The organism is Nitrospinota bacterium (assembly GCA_027619975.1).
Lineage (GTDB): Bacteria > Nitrospinota > Nitrospinia > Nitrospinales > VA-1 > JADFGI01.
Genome location: JAQCGX010000010.1, coordinates 1 through 14,141 on the forward strand (window position 1 = coordinate 1; position 14,141 = coordinate 14,141).

The 14,141-nt window shown below is 45.5% G+C and carries 16 protein-coding genes; 9 read left to right on the forward strand and 7 right to left on the reverse strand.

Features of this window, described 5'->3' with window-relative positions:
- Positions 1-385 precede the first annotated feature (385 nt).
- Positions 386-2,332, reverse strand: a complete 1,947-nt coding sequence (gene asnB / locus O3C58_05000) for an asparagine synthase (glutamine-hydrolyzing) (protein MDA0691221.1) — start codon at positions 2,330-2,332, stop codon at positions 386-388.
- 696 nt (positions 2,333-3,028) lie between these two features.
- Here asnB and O3C58_05005 point away from each other — a divergent pair.
- Complete coding sequence (locus tag O3C58_05005; GenBank protein MDA0691222.1) at positions 3,029-3,448, forward strand: hypothetical protein; 420 nt, start codon at positions 3,029-3,031, stop codon at positions 3,446-3,448.
- 200 nt (positions 3,449-3,648) lie between these two features.
- On the opposite strand, the gene O3C58_05010 is transcribed toward O3C58_05005, so the two are convergent.
- Positions 3,649-4,395, reverse strand: a complete 747-nt coding sequence (locus O3C58_05010) for a hypothetical protein (protein ID MDA0691223.1) — start codon at positions 4,393-4,395, stop codon at positions 3,649-3,651.
- 89 nt (positions 4,396-4,484) lie between these two features.
- Between O3C58_05010 and O3C58_05015 the strand changes: the two genes are divergently transcribed.
- The 3 genes from O3C58_05015 (at position 4,485) to O3C58_05025 (ending at position 7,866) form a co-directional block, all read left to right on the forward strand.
- On the forward strand, positions 4,485-5,027 hold the full coding sequence (locus O3C58_05015) for a tetratricopeptide repeat protein (protein ID MDA0691224.1): 543 nt from the start codon (positions 4,485-4,487) through the stop codon (positions 5,025-5,027).
- A 294-nt stretch (positions 5,028-5,321) separates the two neighbouring features.
- A complete protein-coding gene (locus O3C58_05020; protein MDA0691225.1) occupies positions 5,322-6,653 on the forward strand; it encodes a pyridoxal phosphate-dependent aminotransferase family protein in 1,332 nt (443 codons plus the stop codon).
- A 205-nt stretch (positions 6,654-6,858) separates the two neighbouring features.
- On the forward strand, positions 6,859-7,866 hold the full coding sequence (locus O3C58_05025; protein ID MDA0691226.1) for an NAD(P)-dependent oxidoreductase: 1,008 nt from the start codon (positions 6,859-6,861) through the stop codon (positions 7,864-7,866).
- Positions 7,867-7,952: 86 nt separating this feature from the next.
- On the opposite strand, the gene O3C58_05030 is transcribed toward O3C58_05025, so the two are convergent.
- Entirely contained in the window at positions 7,953-8,396 is a 444-nt protein-coding gene (locus O3C58_05030; protein MDA0691227.1) for a CBS domain-containing protein, read from the reverse strand.
- A gap of 101 nt (positions 8,397-8,497) precedes the next feature.
- Positions 8,498-8,938 (reverse strand): CBS domain-containing protein, encoded by a 441-nt coding sequence (locus tag O3C58_05035; GenBank protein MDA0691228.1) that lies wholly within the window; start codon positions 8,936-8,938, stop codon positions 8,498-8,500.
- A 289-nt stretch (positions 8,939-9,227) separates the two neighbouring features.
- Between O3C58_05035 and O3C58_05040 the strand changes: the two genes are divergently transcribed.
- Positions 9,228-9,692 (forward strand): tRNA (cytidine(34)-2'-O)-methyltransferase, encoded by a 465-nt coding sequence (locus O3C58_05040; GenBank protein ID MDA0691229.1) that lies wholly within the window; start codon positions 9,228-9,230, stop codon positions 9,690-9,692.
- Between the two features lie 9 nt (positions 9,693-9,701).
- On the opposite strand, the gene O3C58_05045 is transcribed toward O3C58_05040, so the two are convergent.
- Together O3C58_05045 and O3C58_05050 are read right to left on the reverse strand one after the other, a co-directional pair.
- A complete protein-coding gene (locus O3C58_05045; GenBank protein MDA0691230.1) occupies positions 9,702-10,076 on the reverse strand; it encodes a tetratricopeptide repeat protein in 375 nt (124 codons plus the stop codon).
- On the reverse strand, positions 10,076-10,426 hold the full coding sequence (locus O3C58_05050; GenBank protein MDA0691231.1) for an STAS-like domain-containing protein: 351 nt from the start codon (positions 10,424-10,426) through the stop codon (positions 10,076-10,078). The genes O3C58_05045 and O3C58_05050 overlap by 1 nt, the downstream gene beginning before the upstream one ends.
- 251 nt (positions 10,427-10,677) lie before the next feature.
- Between O3C58_05050 and O3C58_05055 the strand changes: the two genes are divergently transcribed.
- The 3 genes from O3C58_05055 (at position 10,678) to O3C58_05065 (ending at position 12,168) form a co-directional block, all read left to right on the forward strand.
- On the forward strand, positions 10,678-10,827 hold the full coding sequence (locus tag O3C58_05055) for a hypothetical protein (protein ID MDA0691232.1): 150 nt from the start codon (positions 10,678-10,680) through the stop codon (positions 10,825-10,827).
- A gap of 82 nt (positions 10,828-10,909) precedes the next feature.
- Positions 10,910-11,608 carry a GDSL-type esterase/lipase family protein gene (locus tag O3C58_05060; GenBank protein ID MDA0691233.1) on the forward strand — a complete coding sequence of 233 codons (699 nt, stop codon included), beginning with the start codon at positions 10,910-10,912 and terminating at the stop codon, positions 11,606-11,608.
- Positions 11,609-11,643: 35 nt separating this feature from the next.
- The gene (locus tag O3C58_05065; protein MDA0691234.1) at positions 11,644-12,168 is read left to right on the forward strand and encodes an isoprenylcysteine carboxylmethyltransferase family protein; all 525 of its coding nucleotides are present in this window, start codon (positions 11,644-11,646) and stop codon (positions 12,166-12,168) included.
- 173 nt (positions 12,169-12,341) lie between these two features.
- On the opposite strand, the gene O3C58_05070 is transcribed toward O3C58_05065, so the two are convergent.
- Positions 12,342-12,665: a cytochrome c gene (locus tag O3C58_05070; protein ID MDA0691235.1), complete on the reverse strand. Its 324-nt coding sequence runs from the start codon at positions 12,663-12,665 to the stop codon at positions 12,342-12,344.
- 425 nt (positions 12,666-13,090) lie between these two features.
- On the opposite strand from O3C58_05070, the gene O3C58_05075 reads away from it, so the two are divergent.
- The gene (locus O3C58_05075; GenBank protein MDA0691236.1) at positions 13,091-14,137 is read left to right on the forward strand and encodes a hypothetical protein; all 1,047 of its coding nucleotides are present in this window, start codon (positions 13,091-13,093) and stop codon (positions 14,135-14,137) included.
- Positions 14,138-14,141: the final 4 nt, after the last annotated feature.

Consider the following 14,141-nt stretch of genomic DNA (forward strand, 5'->3'; position numbering starts at 1 on the left):
AGAAGAGTTCTCTTATTTTGACTTTGTAGAAGAAATGAGTGAAGATCTTGCTGATGATGATGAGGTAAAAGACAAGAAAAAATCTTTTGACTTTGATTCCTACCTTAACTCAAACATTGATTACTGATGAACTGGCCGGAACCGTACGAATCGCTTCCTGTGCTTAAATCCACGGGGATGGGATAACTGACTTTTACCTTTTCCATAGCATGCCACCTTGCAAAAGTGTTAGACCTTTCTTGGCCTTTAAACTGCCTCTATTTTTTAACGGTATTGTTGAAAATAAACTTAATGCCTATTTTGCAATATTTTTGAACCAATGAGAATTGAGTGATGGGATTTAATATTAATTTTCAAAAAGCAGCTTATTTTTTAATTAGATAGCTCAACTCTGATTCTCTTGCAACCAGGCTTGAAACATTAATATATTCCATATCACATATTGCCAGTTTCTTTTCCCCGAAAGATGCTCAGACCATTTCAACCGCACCAACTCCGGGTTGAAATAGCCTTCCCTTTGCAGCCTTTTTTCATCCATCAATTCCTCCGCCCATTCTCTTAGAGGTCCGCTCAGCCAGGTTCCCATTGGAACGCCAAACCCCATCTTGGGCCTTTCGATCAGATTTCTGGGAACGTATTTATACAGAATTTGTTTCAACAGCCACTTGCTTTCCCCGTTTTTGACTTTCATGCTCATTGGAATCCGCGCGGCAAACTCCACCACCCGATGGTCCAGCAGAGGGACTCTGGCCTCCAAACTGACCCCCATGCTGGCCCGGTCCACTTTGGTCAAAATATCGTCCGGCAAATACGTGATGAGATCCAGAAACATCATTCGCGTGGTGTAATCGGGAAGAATTTTCCAGTCTTCTTTGGTCGAAAACGGGGTCGGGGGTTCCATCGACCCTAAAACCACGGACGATGGATTTTTCCAATGGGAAACCAGCCCGGTATAAAGGGCTTCACCATTTTCAGGATTCAACAAACTTGAAAGAACATGAAGCTTGTGCCCGGTATTTGCAAACCTCAGCTTGGGAGGAAGCATAAACCGGAGGCGATTGAAAATTCCATCCCAGATTTGCGGAGGAACGGTGACCAGGGCCTGGGAAATAAATTTTCTGAGCAAAAAAGGACACCACTTGATTTTATTCCAGATAATACTGGCCCGGTCGTAACGATGATAACCGGCTAAGAGCTCATCTCCGCCATCCCCGGACAAACTCACGGTGACCTTTTTACGGGCTAATTCCGAAACGAGAAACGTCGGAATCTGCGAAGAGTCCGCAAACGGCTCGTCATATAATGTGGGCAGTCGCGGTATGACCGCCCTGGCCTCCTCGGGAGTCACATAAAGTTCCGTATGATCGGTTCCCAGATGATTGGCCACCAGTTTGGCATGCTGGGCTTCGTTGTACTCATCCTCCAAAAACCCGATGGAAAAAGTTTTCACCGGTTGACTGCTTTGCGCCTGCATCAAGGCAACCACCGTGGATGAATCGACGCCACCGGACAAAAAAGCCCCCAAGGGCACATCGGATATCATTCGCAGTTTGACGGCATCGGCCAGGAGGGTCTCAAATTGTTGCATGGCTTCCTGTTCCGATCCGGCAAATGGATTCCGTATTCCCTGCTCCACCACTTCCTTAGCCGACCAATAGGCGACAGAATCGGAAGCGTTTTTTGGGTCCTTCAGGGACAGGGTGAATATGTGACCGGGAAGAAGCTTTTTAATGCCTGCATAAATCGAATAGGGTGCGGGAATATAATTGTGGCGCATCAACAACGCCAGGGAGTTGCGGTCAATGACTCTTTTGAATTCAGGATGCGCTTGCAGCGCCTTCAATTCCGAGCCAAACAAAAAGGAATTTCCCTGCCAACCGTAGTAAAGGGGTTTAATGCCCAATCGGTCGCGCCCGAGGTGAAGCAACTGTTCTTTTTTATCCCACAGGGCAAAAGCGAACATGCCTATAAAATTCTTGACCGCTTTCTCTAATCCCCATTCCTCGATGGCGGCCAGCATGACCTCGGTGTCTGAATGCCCTCGCCATTGGTTGCAACTCAATTGGTCACGCAGAGCCGCAAAGTTGTATACCTCTCCGTTATAAGCGATGACGTAACGCTCGCTGGCAGAGACCATGGGTTGGTGTCCCTGCGGCGAAAGATCCAGAATCGAGAGACGCCGGTGAGCCAACCCCAACGACAATTGCGAATCCATCCAATAGCCTTCATCGTCCGGGCCCCGGTGGGTCAAGGCGGAATTCATTTGCCTTAAATAGTCCTCACACTTTGACCCGTCATTCGTTAAGTTGATGAAACCGGTAAGACCACACATAAGCAATGATTTTTAATAAAATTTTTGGATAAATAAGTTTAGGGAGTTGGGCCAGAATTGAATGAGGACGAAAAACGTCTGCAACCATACCAGCCCTGCGTAAATAGGTCCAGATTATATTAAAGAGACTTCTAAAATTGATATTCGCGGCCCTTCACAATCGCTTCCCTAGTTGCAAGGGATGGGATCATAGTCTTCGTTTGATTTTCAAGATGTCCTTTTATATTCCCCTGCAGGCAAGAGAGTGCGCTTTTATAGAAGTGATTCCCATACAAGGTCAATGGCAAATCCACAACTCAACCCATTGATTGTGACTTCTCCGCAACAACACCTGCATCAGATTTTAATATTCCTCGTCCATTCTCATCAAATCGGGAAGGGTTTGATTTTCTATCAAAAACTAGAAGAAGCAACAAATCATCCGCTGACAAAACCTGCCCCCGACTGCCCATCAACCGCCTAGAGCCCTTCCCAGGACTGGATTTCCACCCCACTCCCAGACATCAACAGATCATCACCCTATCGGATGTCAGAATTTATTCAACAGTGACATCGCCTTAACGAAATCTTAACACCCGCCCGGCATCATGAACCTCACGACAGTTTGATCCACATGGTTTCACACGGGCCGGATACCCATTTTGAATATTTCCCATGTTTCACAGTTAAAACAACTTTTAAAAAGAGAGGTCAATCATGTGTAAATTCCCAGGAAAAATTTTGATGCTTGCAACCATGGCTTTACTTCTGAGTGTCGGCTCAGCCGTTGCCGATCCCGCTTCCTCGGATTGGAACAACAGCTGGGGATTTCCTTCCCCTGCGGAAAAAGCCAACCTGCTAAACCAGGCGCTTGCCATTGAATTCGTTGAAGACGGCGGGTTCGACACTAATTACTATAGTACGGACAACAGCTCGAATTACAGCACGCAAAATTGCAACATCGATGGCGCTTGTTTTAATGGTAATGCGGTTGCCATTGGGAGCCAGGTAAATATTGATGTGAAAGGCGATGGCAATAACGTCGACGGCAATGCCACCACAGACGGAAACACAGCCGCGCAAAACAACAATGGCGCAGGCTCCATCGATCAGAACAATGGCAACAACCCCTATTAATTAATCATACAAACCTTTGAGATTTAGAAGGAGACGCTTCATATGTTTAACAAAAATTATAAAAAACTCATTCTGGTATAACCGCGCATTTAGTTTGGGAAAAAGTTGCAGTTAGTTTGGGATGGAAAGCCGGAAGGGAATTTACTGGGGTATGAAAATTGCTTCAGGAAGAATTTGGCTAGTAAATTTCTCGGATTAAATTATTTTTTGTCTTTCGGTAGGAAGTTTATGGAGTCGATCTGCCGCATGATTTTATCGGTTTCGGTCAAGGCCACGATAATGCCCTGCCAGTGGCGAATGTCGTCAATGGACAGCTTACGGCCTTTGCGGTCTTTCAGCCATTTCTGTGCCGGTTGATAACCGCCAATATAAAACTCCCACGCCACTTGCGGCACACCGCCGAAATACTGCGTGTCGTTGATCCAGACGTTTCCGTCCTCAAAGCGCGGCTTGTTAACCTCATGGTCGCCGTCCACCGGATAGGTGGTGATCGGGGCATTCAGCCTGTCGCTTTCCATTAAATGCAATTCACGAAGTTGTGTTCCGTATTCAGCCAAAGCATGGAAAGTTTCAGGATCGGATGGATACGGAATACGCGGAAAATCGGACTTTAAAAATTCAGCATAACGCTTGCGATAGGCAGAGCTGTGCAGGACGGCATAGATATAATCGAACAGGTTTTCCGGTGTCACATCTGAAACGGCATCTTTGAACTTTCCATAGATTTTTTGATCCAGATTTGGGGTCTTGGTTTCTAAAGCTTCAAGGTTCGCATGGTAAAGATAAAGAGGAAAAACACTGACACCACCACGACGATACAAATTTGTGTCCATCAGGGTATTAGACACAAATACAAGCTCCCACGGTCTTTCAGGTACTGCTAATCCTTGTCTTCCAACGCCAAGACATAAATTTTCCTTTTGTGGCGTGATCAACTCAGAAACCATCACCTGTGACCATACTCTGGCCAGGTATCAATCCGAATACAATTGTGGATAAAGGAGAGTTTTTAATCCTCATGTCTGGAGTTTTTCAAATGAAAAAAAATTTTCTGTTCCATAAATTACTTTTCGGCTTGCTATGTTTTTTAGTAACCCTCGTTTTTTCCGGTCCTCCGGTATCTGCAAATCAGAGTGTCACCCAATTCAAAAAGTTAAACCGCCATGTGGCCACTCTTTACAAATCCAAGCAATATGCGACAGCGGTTCCTTTTGCCTTACAGGCGTTGCAGTTGATGGACCATGATTTGCGGAGCAACCCCGCAGGGTTCGCTCAGGCCCTCAATAATCTTGGGGAGTTGAAGAGAAAAATGGGGGATCATACCACCGCCGAAGCCATGTTTTTACGCTCGCTTAAATTTTCTGCGAAGTTCCTCGATGAAAACCATCCATTGGTGGCTATTCTTTTCAACAACCTGGCTTTGCTCTATGAAAACCAGGGTAAATTTTCAGAGGCTCAATCGCTGTACCAGCGCTCCCTAAAAATAAGAGCGGAAACACTTGGCTCAAATCACCCGACAGTCGCAAATTTGGTCAATAAACTTTCAACTTTGAATAGAGACAGGGGTTTTCCTCAGTAAAAAATTTTGACTGTTCAAATCAATCGGTCACTTAGGAATCAGTAAAGTCCCACATCCCAGATAAAATGGCCCCTTCCCTCAAATTTTACCGAAAATTCATAATCAATTTTCGAGTTCACCTTGTGTAAAATAAGGTTTGATGGTAACCTAGGCATGTTTTTTAGGCTGTTGATTAATAGAGTCTTAAGTTTAAATTTCTTTCGTGGCCAAGTATCTGAAAATCTTTCTCTTTTAGGTTTTCAAAGTCTTTTAAAATCGAATCCAAAATTCTACAGGTAAAAATTGCTTCCAGACATGGAGAAATATTTTAATCTTAATATTGCGGACGAAGTTCAAGACGATGTACCGCCGCATCTGAAGCGAAGCAAAATTGTTGCCCTCCTTAAAAAGGAATTCAATTTTGAGAACTCCCACCTACGGTTCACCTCCGAAAAGGGCAACGGCCTGCTCTCCAAATGTTTTAGTTACAACGCTCCCGACTTGGCAAAAGATCTGGGCATCTACCCATTTTTCCGGGAGATTGAGGAAACGGATGGAGCCTGGGTCACCATCAACGGGAAAAAAGTCCTTACTGTATCGACCAATAATTATCTGGGTTTGACTCAGGATTTGCGGGTGATCCGAGCCGGACAGGACGCTCTTGCCCGATTCGGCGCCGGTTGCACCGGCAGTCGCTTTTTGAACGGGACCTTCAGTCTGCATAATAATCTGGAAAAAGAGCTTTCCCGTTTTCTCAGTCGAGAAGATACCATTGTAATGTCCACCGGTTTCCAGGCCAACCAGGGAACCATTGCCTGTCTCCTGGGAAGAAAAGACATCGCTTTTTCGGACCGGGAAAACCATGCCAGCATTTATGAGGGATGCGCCATTTCCCCTGGGCAAACCGTCCGCTACCGTCATAACGACATGGATCACCTCGAACACAATCTAAAAAAATATTCCGACGTTGACGGCAAGCTCATTATTACCGACAGCATATTCAGTATGAGCGGGGACATCGCCAACCTTCCAGAAATTGTGCGGTTGGCCAGGGATTACAAGGCCACGGTCCTCGTGGACGAAGCCCACGGACTCGGTGTTTTAGGCGATCAAGGAAAAGGAGTGACCCATTATTTTAATCTGGAAAAAGAAGTCGATATCTATGTCGGAACTTTTTCCAAGAGCCTGGGGTCCATCGGAGGGTTTGTTTCCGGCAAGAAAAAAGTCACTGAATTCATCCGTCACAAGGCATCCGCTTTCATATTCACAGCCGCGTTGCCCCCTGCATCCGTCGCTGGGGTTACAGAAGCTCTCGATATTATGATAAACGAACCGGAGCGCATGCAAACGCTCCATGAGAACACTTCTTATGTCAAAAAGGGATTCTTTGATATGGGATTCCAGGTGAATAACAATCCCGTTCCCATTGTTCCCATTAAAATTGGCGGCGAAGAACTGACTTTATTGATGAATCAGCTTCTATTTGATGATGGGATTTTTGCAGGCGTGGCGGTTTCCCCCGTAGTTCCTCCCCACAATGCCATGATCCGAACAAGTTTTACTTCCTGCCATAACCAAGAGGATTTGGACAAAGCGCTGGCGTCCTTTAAAAAGCTCGGAAAAAAATTGGGAATCATTTCTCAATAGCGCGGGGCTGCGGCACCCCTCTCTATACGGTCCATTGTCCGAAGACCTATTCAGCATTCAGGATCATTCACAAATATTACGTGCCGATTAACGGCTCTATTTGGGCCGGTACCTCTCAATGTCCAAAGAAATACTGCCGTGCTGGGAAACCAGCGATTCCTGACCGTGGCTGAGGAAAAAGTTTATTCCTTAACTGAGATTATTCATGAACCAAAAAGACACGCTGGGGCATTCCACCGTTTTGGTGACAGGAGCTTCCGGATTTATTGGCAGTCACCTGGTCGATGCTCTGTTACAGCATCATTGCAAGGTTCATTGCCTGGTCCAGAGGACAAGCGACTTGCGCTGGCTCGACCGGACCAAAGTCCAGCTGCATTACGGAAGTTTAACAAAGTCCGTACCCCTCGAAGACTGTCTGGAAAAAATAGACTATGTATTTCATTGCGCCGGCCTGACCCGTGCAAAAACGAGGGAGGATTTTTTCCAGGTCAATGCCCATGCCTGTAAAGTTCTCTATGAAAAATGTGTCGCCCATGGGGAAAATATAAAACGAATCGTGCATATCAGCAGCCTGGCTGCCGTGGGCCCTTCTCTGCCGGGCCAACCGGTTGATGAGGACACCCCCTGCAAACCTCTCACCCATTATGGAAAATCCAAACTTGCCGGAGAGGAAATCGCCCGACACTATTCGACGTCACTGCCGATCGTAATCCTTCGTCCCCCTGTCGTTTATGGCCCCAGGGAAGTCAACTTTCTCTCTTTTATCAAAGGAATTTCCAAGGGCTGGAACCTGCAGTTAGGAAGCCGGCAACGCACCCTCTCCCTTATTTACATTACGGATCTTGTGCAAGCCATGCTCAGGGCCGCTGTTACTTCCTCGCCTAAAAATAATGTCTATTTCATTACCGATGGCGGCTACCACCTTTGGGACGAAGTGGTCGAAACAACAACTCGACTGCTGAATGTTCGCATCCGCTCTATTCGAATTCCCGACGGTTTATTGATTTTTTTAGGACTCTTCATGGACTTTTTGTCCATCTACCTGAAAAACGCCCCGCTGTTGGATAGTCAAAGGATCACCGATATCCGACAAAGCACCTGGACCGCTTCATCCAATCGTTTTTTTGAAGATTTTAAATTTCAACCTCAATATGATTTGAAAAAAGGTTTATCGGAAACCGTGAACTGGAATAAAAAACACCGCTTCCTGTAAACGCAGAACCCTGCCCAAGGATAGCCGGTCATCCTGAACCCACCCCGCGCACGGATTTTTTCCTCACCAAAAAAATAACCCGATCCTCATTCCTGCATCTTAAAGGACGATTTTGCATAGTAGGCCACCAGGTCTTTTACAGACAAGATGCCCACAATTTTTTCATCCTCGGTCACAGGCAAATGACGAATCTTATTGCTATGCATAAACTGGCTGGCCTCCTCAACCGGAAAAAACCGATCCATGGTTTGCAGTGGCTGGGCCATGATCTCGGTCACCTGTGTTGTTTCCGGATTCAATCCCAGGCCGACCACCTTGCGGGATAAATCGGTTTCGGTAACCATCCCCACATAAATATCAAACTCCTTGACCAGAAGGGAACCAATATTACTGGCCTGCATGTATTGCGCCGCCTCCTGGACCGTGGATTCGTGATCTATACTGAATACCGGGGAACTCATAAACTCCCCAATCTCATCGAGCAAAATATCGGGATTCCCCGGTTCTTGTTTGGAAATATTTTTTGTCATGACTATACGTCCCTTCTCAATAAGGAATAAAACTCAACATTATTTTGCTTTAATTTATTTTCCGTACATTCTCAGTTTAAATGAGCAGCCTTGACCATTTCCTACCAGGTTCTCAATCTCGGATTGGCATAAAACGAAACCAGATCTTTGACAGATAGCACACCAATTATTTCACCATTTTTTGTTATCCCCAAATGGCGTATTTTTTTTTGGGCCATCAACTGATTGGCTTTTGCGACATGTTCCATACAATCCAAAGTGACTAAGGGTTCTGTCATTATTTGGGACACTTTTGTTGTTTCCGAATCCAGACCTTTGGCAACGACCTTGCGCGACAGATCATTTTCAGTGATAATTCCTACAAATTTGTCATTTTCCTTAACAAAAACAGATCCGATATGCTTCGTTTGCATGATTTGCGCCGCTTCCTGAACTGTGGAATCGTGGTCAATGCTGGACACTGGCGATGCCATGTAATCGCCGATTTCTTCCAAATGCGATTCATGTTCTTTTGAAAAATGATGGGTCTCATGTCTGGTCATTCTAACCACCCTCTCTTCTCAAATATTTCATAAAAGAACGAGTATTGCGCTACTGAATGGGGAAACCGATCCCCATTCTTTAAAGTATTAAAATTTCAATTTATGGCGTATTTTTCATAACAACTCACAAGTTTTAATATAAGACCGGGATTTCAGCCCTGCCACTTTTTTTTATCCTTCAAGCCCTATTTGTTTGAAGTAAATTGATTTCATTGATAGTGGTTATAATTTCATAAAATCTGACTGCATTCAGGAACATTTTTTAAGACACGTAAAGGGTAATAAATCCATGCCTCATAATTTGAACATCGTTTTGGTGGAACCCAAGATCCACGGGAATACCGGGTCCATCGGCAGGCTCTGCCTGGCAACCGGAAGCACATTGCATCTGATAGAGCCACTGGGCTTTGAAATCAATGACAAACAACTCAAACGCGCCGGGCTGGATTACTGGAAGCACGTTCAAGTAGTGATCCACAAAGACCTGAAAACCTTCTTTGAGTCTATCCCGGAGGACTCCCCCAAGGCCTTCTTTTCCACGAAAGCGGAAACTTCTTATTTTGATCATCAGTTTCAGGCAGGGTCTTATCTCTTTTTTGGCAGTGAGACGGAAGGATTTTCGGAAGAATTGAAAGGTATAGGGATTCAGCCTCTGTATCGTATTCCCTTATACGATGACCGGGTGCGCTCGCTCAATCTGGCCAATGCGGTGAGTATCGTGGTGTATGAAGCCATCCGGCAACTGGGGCCTTAAAGTTTCCCCTCAATCTTCAGGGAAATCTTCGGGCTTGAAACCGAATTTCTGGTAATAGTCCCGCAGGCGTTTCAAGGCTCGTTCTTTGTTGTGCGGGTCGCCCTTTTCCCCAAACAGGTTCCCGGCCTTGAGGATATGCAGGATGGCGTTTCTCCCGTCATTGACCTTTTCGTATAGAATCCCCAGATTAAAATGTGCTTCAGCGGATTTAGGGTTTATGCGCAAAGTTTCCTTGAATTCGTTGATGGCGTCCTGGAGTCGTCCTTTTTCTTCATAGGCGGAGGCCAGGTAAAAATGCGCCTCGGCATCGTCCGGATTACTTTGCAAACGTTCCTTGTGTTTTTTGAGGGTCCTTCCTTCTGCGAAAATATCCCAGATTCCCATCAGTCATCTCCCAGTTCATCTTCCTCAAACAGATCCTGCATCAACTCACGGGTCGTGGCCTCCGAGTTTTTTTTATGCTTGAAGTCGATAAACTCGTTGACTCTACGCAAATGATCCGCAGAAATATGACAGAGGATCAATTTTTCCATCAACGTTTCTTTCTCGAATAGATCCAATAGCTTTCCGAGACTTGCGTTCAGAAAAGGGGTGATGACACTTGAGACATCGGTGAAATCCAACTCCACAGATCTGCCGTTTCGCAATTCCACAATAAGAAGTTGATACAGTTTTTCGCCATCATCAATGGATTCGCATTTTTCGCCGATCAACTCGGCCATTTTGATCTTCATTAAGTGTCTCTTTATGGTTATGGCGTTTTCCTTTTTTATCCAACCTAAGGAAAAACGACCGATAAAATATTTTAAGGACAAAAGTTCCGTTATTTCATCATATCTAACCCGCCCGGTAAAGCCTGAATTGAAAACTTAAAAATCCTGCAAAAAAAGTTGAGGTTCTTCAGGAAACCTATAAAATACCTGCAACCCAACTATTTCACGATTCTGTTCAACTCCGGCGACTCGGCCTTTAGAAAGAAGGACTTATGAATTCTACTGCAACCAAACAGGCGAAAGTTTCCAATTCCCCATCCCGGCCTCTTAAAGAAACTCTTTGGAACCTTTTCGGGATTTTGTTTTACATCACTGTAGCCGTGGGAGCGGTGTATCATCTGATTCCCTTATTCAATAAATAACCTGCTGACACCTAAAGCACCTTCCGCTGCAATGGCTACCGTTTGCGTAGCAGTTGATACGGTTCCAAAAAATGTTCCAGAGATGAGTCCAGGAGAAATATCCCAATGGGTCTTCGCATCAATCGTCTTTGGGGTTTTTATTCTATCAGGTGCAAATTTATTTCCCGCCCACGCGGAAACGATCCGCTATGTCGCCGTCGGCGATTCCTATACGATCTGTGAGGGAGTTGCCGAAAAGGACTGCTGGCCGGCGTTGTTGACCCGTCACCTGGTTTCTTCTGGAGTTGATATCGAACTGACAGCCAATCCCTCACAAACGGGCTGGAAGGTGGAGGACGCTATCCGGGACGAGCTTCCGGCATTTGAGAACGCCAACCCCACGTTTGTTACCTTATTGATCGGGGTGAACGATTGGATTCACGGATCGGGAAGAAACAAATTTATTGCTAACTTGAGAATTTTGCTAGATCGCATGCAGAAGGAACTCCCTCGTCCTGAGCGGTTGCTGATCGTCACCTTGCCCGACTTTTCCTGCGCACCCCGAGGGGAAATCCACGGCTATGGCCGTAATATCTCCAGGGGAATTTTAAAATACAACGCGATCATTCAAAAGGAAGCAACGGTAAGAGGGCTCCCCGTGGCGGATATTTTTCCGTTATCGCAAACCTTTTGCGATCAGAAGAACATGTTTGTGGAAGATGGGATCCATCCTTCCGCCCGGCAGTATATACTTTGGGAGCAACTTATTTTTCCCGAGGCCTACAAACTTTTGCGACAATGAAAGGCTTCCGACTTCCCTCTTGAAAGGAATTTCCGATGAAAGTGACCCCTCAACTTATCAAGGTTTTTTTTATCTTTCCTTTCAATGTCATGGTTGTCATTCCAGGGCTGATACTTTGGGTTTCCAGTCAATCCGATTTTCTTACACCCTTCAATTATGGTTTTGATCTGGTTCGCGGAATACCGGGAGGTCTCTTAATTGCAGTGGGGATCGTTATCGCTTATTCCTGTGTTTCTCTTTTCACCGATCATGGCGATGGGACGCCCTCCCCCTGGGACCCACCCAAAAACCTGGTCATTCGCGGGATTTACCGCCATGTTCGCAACCCGATGATGGAAGGCGTCTTCTGCGTTCTGCTGGGAGAAAGTCTGCTATCGGGCTCCCTGCTTATATTCCTGTGGTTCTCGTTTTTTGTGGCTGCCAACCTGCTCTATATTCCTCTGATCGAGGAACCAAAACTGCTCAGCCGGTTTGGCGACCCTTACCACCTTTACATGCAAAACGTGTCTCGATGGCTTCCCCGGAAACACCCCTGGAAAGGGTCGAACGAAAAAAATTAAATGCTACCGGACTGAAACTTGTGGACAGCCCTGGGCTGGACCCAACTCGCAGCAAACCCTCCTCGCGAGCCGCTGAACCAGCTACAGTTTCAAATTTCTACAGCAGAGACTCCACCCACTCCTTCAGCTAGTTTGCTCACGACGCACAATGCATTCTGATTTCGGTTCGAACTTTATCGCCGAAACTCCACCATCCGCGTCAGAGCCAGTTTGCGAATATAGAGAATCAATTGCCAGATCTCTTCATCTTCAAGTTTCTTAAAGGCTGGCATTCCAGTCCCTTTTGAACCGTTCTGGATGATCCAGAAAAGCTGTCCATCCGGCACCCCCTTGATGGTTTGAGCGCAGGTGAAATTTCTCGGGCGAGGGTTCAGCCCGAATGCCATGGGACCGTTTCCGGTTCCATCCAAACTGTGACACTGCATGCAGGGCAGGGGCTTGGCTTTTTTCTCGAAAAGAACTTTTCCGGCAAGGATATTTTCAGGATCCGCAGGCAACGGATTTTCCTTTTGGTAATATTCAGCCGGAGCTCTTTTTGTGTTTCTGGGCTGAGGACATTCATCGGCATATACAAGGAAAGGGCATAAAACCCAAGCCAGAATGAATGACACGACAAACCACCTTCCCTGTATCAAATGTGCGCAGCCCTCAGATTTTCTAATCTCTTGAGTCATCCTGGCCTCCGTTCTTAAGTTAACCCCATTGCAAACTCCCTGTTTTTAAGAGGGCAAAAATAACGGAAAAATTCTATAAAAATCAGAATTTAATCCACTTTTAATAATCACCTCTTCAAAAATTAAATCCCTCGGCCTCCCATATCCATCCAAATATTTGATATAATTAATACTAATTATATGGAAATACCGCGCACCTTTTATTTGAGGGTTTTCTGCTCCAATTAAAGCCCCATAGATTTAATAAAATGACTTTCCGACTTTTTCAGAATTTAACTTTTCTTCTCCTCGCCTTGTTGATTGCTGGGACATCCACCCAGGCTCAGGAGAGCGCTTCCCGGAGCGAGAGGATCAGCGCCCCCGCTGAAAACCTTATCGAAGTGGAAGTGGAAGCTTTTCAATCCGAAGCCTTGGGAGATTTTTTGAAGGATTACCGGCAGGTTTTAAAACAATCCAAATTTGATACTTCAATCGTTTTGAAAAATCAAAGGAAAGATTTTTCAACTCTTAAAGAGGAAAATTTTCAGGCTTTGACATCCATAAGTAAAGATAAGCTTCCAAAAGTTGTTTTAAAAAGAATCCGTCCAGTAAAATATCAAATACCTCAGTCCGTTCCAAAACCAACCCCGCCAACAAGTCTCGGGCCCGATTTTATTTTTCATGGAGTTTTATCCAAACAAAATTTAGACCAGCACCCTCAACCCCACCACAAAGACAAGCCGTTGAGCCTTAAAGAAAGACAACGCCTCGCAGACATTAAAAAACTGCACCTGAGTGAAACTCTTCACTTCCGGCAAAGTGAAATAGGCCAACTTAAAACAGAAATAGAACAGGGTTCGCTAAGAGAGCATCAGACCAAACTCATCGAGTTCAGTCGGCTGATAAAAAAGTTGCAGAAGCAACTCAGTCGCGAGCGACGAGATAACCGCAAGATTTTTCTTGATTTGGGAAACGCTTATCTTGAGTCCCAACAGTATCTGAATTCTTTGGATCATGCAGAACGGGTCAAGTTAACCCGCTACGCGCCGCATTCAGGGATCGCCCTGGGCAGTTACGAGCTGGCTCTCTGGACTTTTAAAATGGCCCTCACGCGGAATCCTAATGACGGCGATACCAACTTTCTTATGGGGAAGGTTTTTTCTAAAATTGGAAATAGAAACGAGGCTCTTGAAAGGGCAAAAAACGCGGAATATCTATTCACTAAAAACCGCGAACTGGAGAGAGCCGCCGAAACGCGAAGTTTTATAGATTCTTTGGTAACTGCCTCACCCAAAAATTATAAAACCGAATTTTAGCAAG

Bases quoted from the DNA above. Each gene is read 5' to 3' on its own strand.
- O3C58_05050 (MDA0691231.1), bottom strand. From the start codon at position 10,426: ATGAAGATCAAAATGGCCGAGTTGATCGGCGAAAAATGCGAATCCATT.
- O3C58_05040 (MDA0691229.1), top strand. From the start codon at position 9,228: ATGCCTCATAATTTGAACATCGTTTTGGTGGAACCCAAGATCCACGGG.
- O3C58_05015 (MDA0691224.1), top strand. From the start codon at position 4,485: ATGAAAAAAAATTTTCTGTTCCATAAATTACTTTTCGGCTTGCTATGT.
- O3C58_05035 (MDA0691228.1), bottom strand. From the start codon at position 8,938: ATGACCAGACATGAGACCCATCATTTTTCAAAAGAACATGAATCGCAT.
- O3C58_05045 (MDA0691230.1), bottom strand. From the start codon at position 10,076: ATGGGAATCTGGGATATTTTCGCAGAAGGAAGGACCCTCAAAAAACAC.
- O3C58_05005 (MDA0691222.1), top strand. From the start codon at position 3,029: ATGTGTAAATTCCCAGGAAAAATTTTGATGCTTGCAACCATGGCTTTA.
- O3C58_05030 (MDA0691227.1), bottom strand. From the start codon at position 8,396: ATGACAAAAAATATTTCCAAACAAGAACCGGGGAATCCCGATATTTTG.
- O3C58_05010 (MDA0691223.1), bottom strand. From the start codon at position 4,395: ATGGTTTCTGAGTTGATCACGCCACAAAAGGAAAATTTATGTCTTGGC.
- O3C58_05075 (MDA0691236.1), top strand. From the start codon at position 13,091: ATGACTTTCCGACTTTTTCAGAATTTAACTTTTCTTCTCCTCGCCTTG.
- O3C58_05020 (MDA0691225.1), top strand. From the start codon at position 5,322: ATGGAGAAATATTTTAATCTTAATATTGCGGACGAAGTTCAAGACGAT.
- O3C58_05065 (MDA0691234.1), top strand. From the start codon at position 11,644: ATGAAAGTGACCCCTCAACTTATCAAGGTTTTTTTTATCTTTCCTTTC.
- O3C58_05060 (MDA0691233.1), top strand. From the start codon at position 10,910: ATGAGTCCAGGAGAAATATCCCAATGGGTCTTCGCATCAATCGTCTTT.
- asnB (MDA0691221.1), bottom strand. From the start codon at position 2,332: ATGTGTGGTCTTACCGGTTTCATCAACTTAACGAATGACGGGTCAAAG.
- O3C58_05025 (MDA0691226.1), top strand. From the start codon at position 6,859: ATGAACCAAAAAGACACGCTGGGGCATTCCACCGTTTTGGTGACAGGA.
- O3C58_05055 (MDA0691232.1), top strand. From the start codon at position 10,678: ATGAATTCTACTGCAACCAAACAGGCGAAAGTTTCCAATTCCCCATCC.